The 11,804-nt window shown below is 61.1% G+C and carries 10 protein-coding genes and 1 riboswitch; of the genes, 4 read left to right on the top strand and 6 right to left on the bottom strand.

The features are described from left to right. Positions 1 to 22 precede the first annotated feature (22 nt). The gene (glmS, locus tag KZO34_RS10105) at positions 23 to 1,855 is read left to right on the top strand and encodes a glutamine--fructose-6-phosphate transaminase (isomerizing) (RefSeq protein WP_219476171.1); all 1,833 of its coding nucleotides are present in this window, start codon (positions 23 to 25) and stop codon (positions 1,853 to 1,855) included. Between the two features lie 99 nt (positions 1,856 to 1,954). Further along, positions 1,955 to 2,053, top strand: a riboswitch (glycine riboswitch). Positions 2,054 to 2,219: 166 nt separating this feature from the next. After that, on the top strand, positions 2,220 to 3,464 hold the full coding sequence (locus tag KZO34_RS10100; RefSeq protein WP_219476168.1) for a D-amino acid dehydrogenase: 1,245 nt from the start codon (positions 2,220 to 2,222) through the stop codon (positions 3,462 to 3,464). Positions 3,465 to 3,520: 56 nt separating this feature from the next. Here KZO34_RS10100 and KZO34_RS10095 read toward each other — a convergent pair whose 3' ends face one another. Then, positions 3,521 to 4,393 (bottom strand): LysR substrate-binding domain-containing protein, encoded by an 873-nt coding sequence (locus KZO34_RS10095; protein WP_219476167.1) that lies wholly within the window; start codon positions 4,391 to 4,393, stop codon positions 3,521 to 3,523. 149 nt (positions 4,394 to 4,542) lie between these two features. Between KZO34_RS10095 and KZO34_RS10090 the strand changes: the two genes are divergently transcribed. Both KZO34_RS10090 and fghA read left to right on the top strand, forming a co-directional pair. After that, positions 4,543 to 5,661 carry an S-(hydroxymethyl)glutathione dehydrogenase/class III alcohol dehydrogenase gene (locus KZO34_RS10090; RefSeq protein WP_257900248.1) on the top strand — a complete coding sequence of 373 codons (1,119 nt, stop codon included), beginning with the start codon at positions 4,543 to 4,545 and terminating at the stop codon, positions 5,659 to 5,661. Between the two features lie 53 nt (positions 5,662 to 5,714). After that, positions 5,715 to 6,560 (top strand): S-formylglutathione hydrolase, encoded by an 846-nt coding sequence (gene fghA, locus KZO34_RS10085; protein WP_257900247.1) that lies wholly within the window; start codon positions 5,715 to 5,717, stop codon positions 6,558 to 6,560. An 18-nt stretch (positions 6,561 to 6,578) separates the two neighbouring features. Here the strand turns inward: fghA and KZO34_RS10080 are convergent, their stop codons facing one another. The 5 genes from KZO34_RS10080 to KZO34_RS10060 all read right to left on the bottom strand — a co-directional run bounded on the left by KZO34_RS10080 (position 6,579) and on the right by KZO34_RS10060 (position 11,586). After that, on the bottom strand, positions 6,579 to 7,058 hold the full coding sequence (locus KZO34_RS10080) for a MarR family winged helix-turn-helix transcriptional regulator (protein ID WP_219476165.1): 480 nt from the start codon (positions 7,056 to 7,058) through the stop codon (positions 6,579 to 6,581). Positions 7,059 to 7,141: 83 nt separating this feature from the next. Then, positions 7,142 to 8,281, bottom strand: coding sequence for a cyclohexanecarboxyl-CoA dehydrogenase (aliB, locus tag KZO34_RS10075; RefSeq protein ID WP_219476163.1), 1,140 nt, complete (start codon positions 8,279 to 8,281; stop codon positions 7,142 to 7,144). A gap of 24 nt (positions 8,282 to 8,305) precedes the next feature. Continuing rightward, positions 8,306 to 9,088 carry an enoyl-CoA hydratase-related protein gene (locus KZO34_RS10070; RefSeq protein WP_219476161.1) on the bottom strand — a complete coding sequence of 261 codons (783 nt, stop codon included), beginning with the start codon at positions 9,086 to 9,088 and terminating at the stop codon, positions 8,306 to 8,308. Between the two features lie 32 nt (positions 9,089 to 9,120). Continuing rightward, positions 9,121 to 9,888, bottom strand: coding sequence for an SDR family NAD(P)-dependent oxidoreductase (locus KZO34_RS10065; RefSeq protein ID WP_219476159.1), 768 nt, complete (start codon positions 9,886 to 9,888; stop codon positions 9,121 to 9,123). A 33-nt stretch (positions 9,889 to 9,921) separates the two neighbouring features. Further along, positions 9,922 to 11,586, bottom strand: a complete 1,665-nt coding sequence (locus KZO34_RS10060) for an AMP-binding protein (protein WP_219476157.1) — start codon at positions 11,584 to 11,586, stop codon at positions 9,922 to 9,924. Positions 11,587 to 11,804 lie beyond the last annotated feature (218 nt).

Raw genomic sequence — 11,804 nt, 5'->3', positions numbered from 1 at the left:
ATACAGAACAGGTGAAAGCAGCATGTGTGGGATTGTAGGTGCGGTTTCGGAACGGGACGTTCAGGGCATTCTTATTGAGGGTCTGCGCCGCCTGGAATACCGGGGGTATGATTCTGCCGGTATGGCGGTGGTCGATGGCGGTACGGTCGTAAAGCGGGCCCGGGAAGTGGGCAAGGTTGCTTCCCTGAGCGAGGCCATTGACGCCAATCCGCTAACCGGTCACCTGGGAATTGCCCACACCCGCTGGGCCACCCACGGCGAGCCTTCCCAGCTCAATGCCCATCCCCACATGTCTGGCGATCGGCTGGCCATCGTTCATAACGGCATCATCGAGAATTATCAGGAGCTGCGCGAGGAACTGAAGGGCGAAGGCTTTGAGTTCACCTCCCAGACCGATACCGAAGTCGTTGCCCATCTGATCGAAAAGTACTACCGCGACCTTGGCAACCTGTATGCGTCGGTCAAAGCGGCCATCGTCCGCCTGCGCGGGGCCTATGCCCTCGCCGTCGTGCACTCTGACGAGCCGGACCACCTGGTGGTTTGCCGGGAAGGCAGCCCGCTGGTGATCGGGGTGGGTATCGGGGAGAACTTTATCGCCTCGGATCAGCTGGCCCTGCTGCCTGTGACCGACCGCTTCATGTTCCTGGAAGAGGGCGATATAGCGGACATTCACAAGGACAAGGTGATCATTCACGACCGGGAAGGCACCCCGGTTGAGCGCAAGATCACCCGCTTCGAACACGGTGCCGATTCCGCCGACAAGGGCGAATACCGACACTTCATGCTTAAGGAAATCTACGAGCAGCCGAAAGTGATCAAGGCCACCATGGAAGGCCGGATTACCGACAGCCGTGTTCTGGAGCAGGCGCTCGGCACCGACGCCGCCAATCTCCTGCAGGACGTCAACCACGTCCAGATCATCGCCTGTGGCACCAGCTATCACGCCGGTATGGTCGCTCGATACTGGATTGAGGAGCTGGCCGGTGTGCCTTGCTCCGTGGAGGTGGCATCCGAGTTCCGTTACCGCAAGCACGTGATCCAGCGGGACACCCTGTTCCTGTGTATTTCCCAGTCCGGCGAGACTGCCGATACCCTGGCCGCTCTTCGCCAGGCCAAACAGGCCGGCTTTCGGGCGGCACTCGCTATCTGCAACGTACCGGGCAGTTCCCTGGTTCGCGAATCCGATCTGGTGATCATGACCCAAGCCGGTCCTGAAATTGGTGTGGCCTCCACCAAGGCCTTCACCACCCAGCTCACGGCGCTGCTGATTTTCACCCTGGCTCTGGCCCGTCATAACGGTCTCGACGAGCAGCGAGAGGCTGACATTGTGAAAGCGATTCACCAGCTGCCGGGGCAGGTCGATCAGGTACTGGCCCTGGATGCCGACATTGCCGAGATGTCCAAGGCCTTTATGGACAAGAACCACAGCCTGTTCCTGGGCCGGGGATCGCAGTTCCCGGTGGCGCTCGAAGGCGCCCTGAAACTCAAGGAAATTTCCTACATTCACGCCGAAGCCTATCCGGCGGGTGAGCTCAAGCACGGCCCGCTGGCGCTCGTCGACAGTGAAATGCCCGTGGTCACGGTGGCGCCAAACAACGATCTGGTGGAAAAGCTCAAATCCAACCTGGAGGAAGTGCGTGCCCGGGGCGGCGAGCTCTTCGTGTTCGCGGATCAGGCTGCCGACGTGAAACCGGAAGAGAGCATTCATGTCATGCAGCTGCCGTCGGTGCACGAAATCACTGCCCCGATCGTCTACACGGTTCCGCTTCAGTTGCTGTCCTACCACGTGGCTGTTCTCAAGGGCACCGACGTGGACCAGCCGCGCAACCTGGCCAAAAGTGTGACCGTCGAATAAATTCCCCGCTGCCCGTCGCCAAATGCGTAGTGCGGGCAGCTAGAGGTTTTGTAAAACCGCGATTTTTGCTATTTTGCAAAGCAGACTGGCATTTAACCAGACTTGTTAGCGGGAGAGACTGTGTCGCACGTTAGTGTGACCGGCGCCGAAGGAGCAACTGCCCCGGAAACTCTCAGGCAAAAGGACCGCTAACTTGAATACTTTCCGAAGAGCTGTCGACGACCGCGTCAGTCGGCACACCGAAGGAGCAAGCCGTCGATTCCGTTGAATCGGCGCGTGAATCTCTCAGGTTCAGTGACGGAAGGGGTGCTTTCCACCGATCTGTGTGGAAAGGGAACCCTGGACGCCTTCTGGAGAGTGTTATATGAAGCGAATTGCAGTTATTGGCGGTGGTATCACCGGTATCACGACCGCCTATACCCTGGCCAAGCGCGGCCTCGATGTCACCGTTTACGAAAAGCACCGCTACGCCGCGATGGAAACCTCCTTCGCCAACGGCGGTCAGTTGTCGGCGTCCAACGCCGAGGTCTGGAACAACTGGCAGACTGTGATGAAAGGCATGAAGTGGATGCTGCGCAGCGATGCCCCCCTGCTGGTCAATCCCAAGCCGTCCTGGCACAAGCTGAGCTGGTTTGCGGAGTTTATCGCCGCGATTCCCCAGTACGAGCAGAACACCACCGAAACCGCCCGCCTGGCCATTGCCGCACGGGAACACCTGTTCCAGTGGGCTCAGGACGAAGGCATTGATTTCGACCTCAAGAAGCAGGGCATCCTGCATATCTACCGTGACAAGGACGGTTTTGATCACGCCGCCAACGTCTCCAGGCTGCTGGCCGCCGGCGGCCTTGAGCGCCGGGCCGTTACCCCGGAAGAAATGAAGGCGATCGAACCCACCCTGGCCGGAACCTATTACGGTGGCTTTTTCACTGAAAGCGACTCAACCGGTGATATCCACAAGTTCACCAACGGCCTGGCCGATGCCATTCTGCGTCTCGGCGTCAAGACCTGCTACGGGCACACGGTCACCGAACTCAGTGCGGACCAGAACAACGCCTGGGTGACCGCGTACGATGGCGAACAGCAACACCGTGACACCTTTGATGGCGTGGTGATCTGTGCCGGCACCGGTAGCCGGGCCCTGGCTGCGAAGCTGGGCGACCGGGTCAATATCTACCCGGTCAAAGGCTACTCCATTACCGTGCAACTGGACGACGAGGCCTCCCAGAAGGCCGCGCCGACCGTCAGTTTGCTCGACGATGCCACCAAGCTGGTGACCAGCCGGCTGGGCGACGACCGCTTCCGCGTTGCCGGGACGGCGGAATTCAATGGCTTCAACCGGAACATCCGGGATGACCGGATCAAGCCGCTGACCCGCTGGGTCGAAGAATGTTTTCCGGGGGTCAGCACCCGTCGAGTGGTGCCCTGGGCGGGGCTGCGCCCCATGTTACCCAACATGATGCCGCGCGTTGGTCCGGGCCGCCTGCCGACCGTGTTCTACAACACCGGTCACGGTCACCTGGGCTGGACCCTGTCGGCGATCACCGCCGAGCTGCTGGCCGAGGCTGTTGAAACAGCGTCCTCCGGCCTGACCGTCAGCACTGCCCGCTAGTAATTACGGCCCGGTTATCCGGGCCTGATTTCCCCACGGTCGCGCCCGGAATGTCCTCACTGGCCCAGTGATTCGGCCAAAAAGTCGAGCAGCATCCGAACCTTGGGTGACAGGTGGCGGTTATGGGGGTAGACCGCCCAGATACCGTCATCGTCTTCCCGGTAATGCGTCAGCAGCGGGATCAATTCACCGTCATCCAATGCCTGCTGGACGTAGTAGTCCGGTAACTGAACAATCCCGATGCCTTTCAGGGCTGCATCCAGCAGCGCCCGACCACTGTCGCATTTGATGGTGCCGTTGATACGGACATTGCGGGGCTTGCCCCGATCCTGAAAGCGCCAGTAGTCCAGATTACCCTGCAGGCAGTTGTGTTGATCCAGCTCCGACAGCGAGTGGGGTGTGCCGTGGGCTGAAAGGTAGCCCGGGGCGGCGCACACATTCAACGAGCGGGACGCCAGACGCTTTGCCATCATGCTGGAGTCCTCCAGTTTCCCCAGTCGTATCGCCAGGTCAAATCCCTCGGCCACCAGGTCCAGCATCTGATTGGTCAGCTTCATCTCCACTTCAAGTTCCGGGTAGCGCAGAACGAAGTCATTGATCCGTGGTGCGATGGCCGTTTCCCCGTAGGTGACCGGGGCGGTGATCCGGAGTTTGCCTTTGGGAACCTGCTGCAGATCGGTCAGTGAGCGTTCGGCGTCTTCAAGGGCATCCAATACCTGCCGGCAGTGCTGGTAGTAGATCTGGCCGGCTTCGGTGACCGAGACCCGACGGGTAGTCCGGTAAAAGAGTTTGGTGGCCAGCCGGCTTTCGAGGGCGCTGACCTGCCGGCTTACCTGGGCAATAGACACGCCCAGCTTTCGGGCGGCTTGGGTAAAGCTTTCCGTTTCCGCCACCGCGACGAACTCATTGACGCCTTCCCAGGAAGTCATGCCGGCCTATACCCCTGATTTTTACTGCTCAGTAAAAGTAAATTGATGAAAGGAGTAATTATCGATAAAGGATTAATAAATACAATGCCGGCATACACTGGCGGTTCTCTGCCTTCCACGTACCTGCAGCGAAGAGAGTTATGGCTGACATGATCAAATCCAAAGCGGCGATTGCCTGGGGCCCGGGCCAACCTTTATCGATCGAAGAAGTGGACGTAATGCCCCCCAAAGCGGGCGAAGTGCTGGTCCGCGTTGTTGCCACCGGTGTTTGTCACACCGACGCCTTCACCCTGTCTGGCGAGGACCCGGAAGGTAACTTCCCGGCCATTCTCGGTCATGAGGGCGGCGGTATCGTGGCGGCCGTTGGTGAGGGCGTGACCAGCGTGGACGTCGGAGACCACGTGATTCCCTTGTACACCCCGGAGTGTGGCGAGTGTAAGTTCTGCCTGTCCGGCAAGACCAATCTGTGCCAGAAAATCCGGGAAACCCAGGGCAAGGGCCTGATGCCTGACGGTACCACCCGTTTCTACAAGGACGGCGAGCCGATCTTCCATTACATGGGCTGCTCGACCTTCTCCGAATACACCGTACTGCCGGAGATTTCCCTGGCCAAGGTCAACAAGGCCGCACCGCTGGAAGAAGTCTGCCTGCTGGGCTGTGGTGTCACCACCGGCATGGGCGCGGTCATGAACACGGCGAAAGTGGAAGAGGGTGCCACCGTGGCGATCTTCGGCCTCGGCGGTATCGGCCTGTCCGCGATCATTGGCGCGACCATGGCCGGGGCCAGCCGCATCATCGGCATCGACATCAACGAGAGCAAATTCGATCTGGCCCGTCAGCTGGGCGCCACCGATTGCATCAATCCGAAGGACTACGACAAGCCCATCCAGGAAGTGATTGTCGAGCTGACCGATGGCGGTGTGGACTATTCCTTCGAGTGCATCGGCAACGTGGATGTCATGCGCTCAGCCCTGGAGTGCTGCCACAAGGGCTGGGGCGAGTCCGTCGTGATTGGTGTCGCCGGTGCCGGTCAGGAAATCTCCACCCGTCCGTTCCAGCTGGTCACCGGTCGGGTCTGGAAAGGCTCTGCCTTTGGCGGCGTTAAGGGTCGCTCCGAGCTTCCGGGTATTGTCGAGCGCTACCTGCAGGGCGAGTTCAAGCTCAATGATTTCATCACCCACACCATGGGGTTGGCCGAGATCAATGAGGCCTTTGAACTGATGCACGAAGGCAAGAGCATTCGCAGCGTTATTCATTTCGACAAGTGATGCGGTTGGTCGCCGGTCTGCTCGGGCCGGCGGCCACGGTGGGGGAGTCTTCAATGACCATTGAAAACCTGAGCAGCAACAAGAGCTTTGGCGGCTGGCACAAGCAGTACAGCCATTCGTCCGAGAGCCTCGGCTGTACCATGCGCTTTGCCATCTTCCTGCCGCCGCAGGTGGCGAACGGACAGAAGGTTCCGGTGCTCTACTGGTTGTCCGGTCTGACCTGTAACGACGAGAATTTCATGCAAAAAGCCGGAGCCCACCGGATGGCCGCGGAGCTGGGGATTGCCATCGTTGCCCCGGACACGAGCCCGCGAGGCGAGGGTGTCGCCGACGATGGCGGCTATGACCTGGGACAGGGCGCGGGTTTCTACGTCAACGCCACCGAGAGTCCCTGGAACCGGCATTACCGGATGTACGATTATGTGCTGAGTGAGCTGCCGGCCCTGGTTGAATCCGTGTTCCCGGTAACGGAGCAGCGCGCCATCGCCGGCCATTCCATGGGCGGACACGGTGCTCTGGTGCTGGCGCTGCGGAATCCGGAACGTTACCAGTCGGTGTCGGCCTTCAGCCCGATCAGTAACCCGGTTAATGGTCCCTGGGGCAGGAAGGCGTTTACCGCCTACCTGAGTGAGGACACCGACCGCTGGAAAGCCTATGACGCCAGCGAACTGATGCGACAAACCCGGACGTTCGTGCCGGCCCTGGTGGACCAGGGCGAGGCCGACAACTTCCTGGCGGAACAACTAAAACCTGAGGCCCTGGAGGCGGCGGCCACGGCCAGCGGGTACCCGCTGGAGCTGCGTCGTCACGACGGCTACGACCACAGCTATTACTTTGTTGCCAGCTTCATGGAACAGCAACTGCGTTTTCATGGCCGGCATCTGGGCTGTACAGGCTGATAGAGCAGGGCATGGCCCTCACTCGTTGGCGCCTTCCCCGGCCTCCGAGTTCAGGGAAACGTGAACAAGTTCGTGCTGCAGTTTTTTCAGCAGGTGCAGCAGGCTGACCCCATCGTCGAAGCTCAGTCCCTGCAGTGCCTGCTGGTAAAACTCGGTGATGGTGTCCTGGAGCCGGTTCCAGAACTCCCGACCGGAATCGGTCAGCACCACCAGCCGTGCCCGCCGATCCTGGGGGTCGGTAATCCGCACCACATGGCCATCCCGCTCCATGCGTTTAAGTACGCCGTCGAGGTTCTGGCGGCTGACGTGCAGGTACTCCTTGAGCTGGTTGAAGGACGTCCCGTCCTCAAAACCTTCCCGTGACAGGGCGCCCAGCACCGCCCACTGAACCGCGCTGATCCCCATTTCATTCTGAACCTGCCGTTGCAGGATGTTTCCGGTCTGGAACAGGCGGAAAAACAGCCGGTTCGGAATGCCGCCGGATTCGTTAACGATCATCTGAGCTCCTGTCTGTCCTTCCCGGCCGGCTGGCCAGGGAAGGCTTTCATCGGCGCCCCGAATCGCGGCGGAGAGGGGGCGCATCACTGGGGTAGGTATTCGCGAACAATGATATTTTTCATTATCTGCGCGGTGCCGTCACCTATTTGCAGCCCCAGCACGTCCCGGAGTCGCTGGGCGAAGGGCAGGTCCTCGCCCCAGCCGGTGTGGCCGTGGGCCAGCAGGCACTGTTTGACCACATCGAAGGCCAGTTTCGGCCCCCACCACTTGTTCATCGCCGCCTCAGCGTTGTGGGGCAGGTTATTGTCCTTGAGCCAGAGCGCATGGTAGCACTGCAGACGCGCGGCATGAACGTAGGTCTGGTATTCCGCCAGCGGGTGGGTCAGGCCCTGGAATGCGGACAGGTTCTGGCCGAAGGCGGAGCGTTCAGTCAGCCACTGCCAGGTTTCATCCAGAGACTGCTGGGCCACGGCCAGGCACTGCAGGCCGATCAGCGCCCGGCTGTAGTCGAAGCCCTGCATCACCTGCTTGAAGCCCTTGCCCTCATCGCCCATCCGGTGGCTGGCGGGCACTTCCACGTTATCAAAGAAAATGGAGCCACGGCCGATGGCGCGCTGCCCATTGTCCTCGAAGCGGGTGGTGGTGATGCCCGGGCTGTCCATGGGCACCAGGAAGGCGCTGATGCCGGAGGCCCGTTGCTCCACCGTGCCGGTGCGGGCAAACACCACCGCCACATCGGCCTGATCGGCCATGGAGATCGAGGTCTTTTCGCCATTGAGCACATAGACGTCGCCCTTCTTCTCCGCCTTCAGGCGCAGGTTGGCGGCGTCGGACCCCCCTTGGGGCTCGGTCAGGGCGATGCAGGCTACCTTCTGGCCGGAAGTCATGCCGTGTAGCCACGCTTTCGCCAGGTCCGGGGCGGCGTGGCTGGCGATGATCTGGCCGTTCAGGGAGGCCAGCAGGGGAATGTAGCCCACGTTGAAATCCCCTTTGGCAATCTCCTCAATAATCAGGCCGCTGGTGACGCAGTCCATGCCGCTGCCCCCAAATTTCTCGGGCAATTCGCCCCCGAGCAGGCCCATCTCGCCGAGTTGTCGGATGACGTCCCGTTCGATGACGCCGGCCTGGTCCCGCTTGCGATAGCCCGGCGCCAGCGTGTCGGAACTGAAACGGGCGACAAGGTCACGGATCGCGGTTTGTTCTTCGTTGAAGGCGAAATTCATGGTGTTCTCCGGGCTATCGGGCCATCACTTGTAGTACTTGCGGAACTCGGGCTTACGCTTTTCCTTGAAGGCACTCACCCCTTCCTTCGATTCCTCGGTGTCGTAATACAGGCTCAGGGCCTGCATGCCGAGGGCGCCAATGCCGGCGATGTTGTCGCTGTCGGCATTAAAGGAGCGCTTGGCGATGCTCAGGGCGGTCGGGCTCTTTTCGAGGATTTCGTCGCACCACTGGCGCACTTCCGCGTCCAGCTGCTCCGGCGGTACCACGGCATTCACTAGTCCCCACTCCAGCGCCTGCTGGGCGGAGTACTTGCGGCACAGGTACCAGATCTCCCGCGCCCGTTTCTCACCCACCACCCGCGCCAGGTAGGCGGTGCCGAATCCCGGATCCACCGAGCCGACCTTGGGACCGACCTGGCCGAAGATGGCGGTTTCGGCGGCGATACTCAGGTCACAGATCACGTGTAGGACATGGCCGCCACCGATGGCGAAGCCGTTAACGCGGGCGATGACCGGCTTGGGTACTTCCCGTATCAGGCGTTGCAGCTCTTCCACCGGCAGGCCGATCAGTCCACGGCCATCGTACTGGCCTTCGTGAGCGCCCTGATCGCCGCCGGTACAGAAGGCTTTCTCGCCGGCGCCGGTAAAGACGATCACCCCGATGTCCTTGTTCCAGCCGGCGCGATTGAAGGCGTCGATCAGTTCCATGCAGGTCTGCCCGCGGAAGGCGTTGTAGCGGTCCGGACGGTTGATGGTGATGGTCGCGACGCCGTCGGTTTCGTCGTACAGGATGTCTTCGTAGGTCATGGTCGGTTCTCCGTATTTGTGAAAAGGGCCGTTCAGCCGGCCATGGTCAGGCCGCCGGACACACTGATGACCTGGCCGGTAATAAAGTTGGCGTCATCGCTGGCAAGCAGGGCGATCACCCCGGGGTAGTCTTCCGGCTGGGCCAGGCGTTTCATGGGCACCGCATTGCGGAAGGCTTCCAGCAGTTTTTCCGGATTCGGGGCACTCTCGGCGACGCCCTTGAGCAGGGCGGTATCGGTGGGGCCGGGGCAGACCACGTTCAGGCATATGTTCTTGGTGGCCAGTTCCCGCGCCACGGTCTTGCTGAAGCCCACCAGGCCGGCCTTGCAGGCCGCGTAGACCGACTCGCCCGAAGAGCCGACGCGGGCCGCGTCCGAGGCCACATTGACAACCTTGCCACCGCCTGCGGCCACCATCCCGGGCAGCACCACGTGGTGCATGTTCAGGGCACCGGTGAGGTTCACCGCAATCAGTTGGTCCCAGAGTTTCGGTTCCGTCTTGAGGAAGGGCAGAAAGCGGTCGAAACCGGCGTTATTGACCAGCACAGTGGGCACGCCCAGGTCGTTCTCGATCGCCACCACGGTCTCGGTGATGGCGGCATAATTGGTGATGTCCGCCGCGTAGGCCCGGGCGGTGCCGCCGGATTCGGTGATCCGGTCGACGGTGGCCTGGGCCGCACTTTCGTCCCGGTCCAGGACAGCCACCAGGCTGCCTTCTTCGGCAAAGCGCTGGCATACGGCGCGGCCGATGCCGCCACCACCACCGGTCACGATGACTGTTTTTCCGTTGAGGCCTCTCATGATCGCTTGCTCCTGTGTCTGTGGATAAACGGGTTAGCTGCGTTTGGCCGGGTCCAGGTGAACCGTCCTGGCCTGTTCACGCAGTTTGAATTTCTGGATCTTTCCGGACGCGGTGCGAGGCATGGCCTCGATCACTTCGAGGTACTCGGGCAGGTAGTTCCGGGACAGTTTCTGGTCGAGCAGGTAACCGTTGACCTCGTCCAGGGTGACGTCGGTGGCGTTGTCTTCGAGCGTCACGTAGGCGCACACCCGCTCCCCGAGCCGGTCGTCCGGGCAGCCCACCAGAGCCACATCGACCAGACCGGGAAATTTGTAGAGCAGGTTTTCCACTTCTACCACGGGAATGTTCTCGCCGCCGCGGATGACCACATCCTTGGTGCGGCCGGTGATGCGGATGTAACCGTCCTTATCCATGCGCGCGAGGTCGCCGGTGCTGAACCAGCCGTCCTCATCGACGCCGTAGAGTTCCGGACGCTTGAGATAGCCGACAAACAGGCTCGCGCCCCGGACCAGCAGGTTGCCTTCCTCGCCCGCGGGCAGGTCGTTGCCCTGGAAGTCAGTGATCTTCACCTCCATCCCGGGCACAGCCTTGCCATCAGACTGGCTGGCCCGTTCGGCGGGATCTTCCGGACAGGTCATGGTGACCGCGCCGTTCTCGGTCATGCCCCAGGCGGAGACAATCGTTGCCTTCAGTACCTTGCCGGCCTGTTCCACCACGGCGCTGGGAATCGGCGCGCCGGCCGAGACGAAGATACGCAGGGAGTCCAGTTCGCCCTCATGGCTGGGAGCGGCTTTCACCAGGTCGGCGAGGAAGGGCGTGGCGGCCATGGTGAAGGCCGGCTGCTCGGCGGCAATGACCTTGCACACATACTCGGCGTCCCAGATATCCTGGAGAATGGCGGTGGTGCCCAGATAGACGGGCATCATGATGCCGTACATAAAACCGGTCTGGTGCGCCAGAGGCGAGGCCATCAGGACCTTGTCGTCCGAACCCAGGTGCAGTCGGTCCGCGTATGGGCGAACATTGGAAAACAGGGTATTGGAGGTGTGCATCACCCCCTTGGGTTCACCCGTGGTGCCGGACGTGTAGAGAATCTGGATGACATCGTCGGCGCCCAGCTGGCGCTCCCGGAACAGCGCTTCGGTGTCTTGCTCTTCTTCCCAGGCGATGTTGATCAGGCGCTGTTCGAAGCTGCGATCCCCGTCGCCACCGATCACCAGCAGGGTTTCCAGATCGGGCAGTTCGGGGCGAATGCCATCGACCATGGCTTCGTAGTCGAAGTTGCGGAACACCTTCGGAATCACCAGCAGCCGGGCCTCCCCGTGCTTGAGCATGAACCGCAGTTCCCGCTCGCGGAAGATCGGCATCAGCGGGTTGAGGATGGCGCCAATGCGCATGCAAGCCAGGTGCAGGGCCGTGGTTTGCCACCAGTTGGGCAGCTGGCAGGCCACCACATCACCCTTGCCAATACCCAGCCCGGCCAGACCCGCGGCCATGCGGGTGACGGTGTCGTCCAGTTCACGGTACGTGAGAGCGGTGCGGGTGTCTCCGGTCACCTGATAGCCGACGATCGCCTCACGGTCAGGGGTTCGGGCGACTGCCTGGTCCAGGTAATCGGTAATGAGCTTGTCGTTCCAGGCTCCGTTTTGAATCATGGCGGAGCGGCGTTCCGGTTGGGGCGTAAGGCCAGTTTCCATGTGATCCACCTGTCATCTTGAGTTTTGTTGTTGTTGATGCCGGGCAGCGCAGACCGCCGCGGCTGCCTTAAACATACGCCCGCCCGAAATTATATGTCAACATATTGCTTTAAATTTTGTAGGAGTAGCCAATGAGAGGTATGGTGCGTCCACCACCGGATGAGATATAACTGGAATGATTTCCGCGGAGGTCCCAGTGATATACAGCAAGATATTGC

It is taken from the genome of Marinobacter sp. F4206 (genome assembly GCF_019392195.1).
In the GTDB taxonomy this organism is placed as follows: Bacteria; Pseudomonadota; Gammaproteobacteria; order Pseudomonadales; family Oleiphilaceae; genus Marinobacter.
This window is presented reverse-complemented; position numbering and strand designations above follow the sequence as displayed.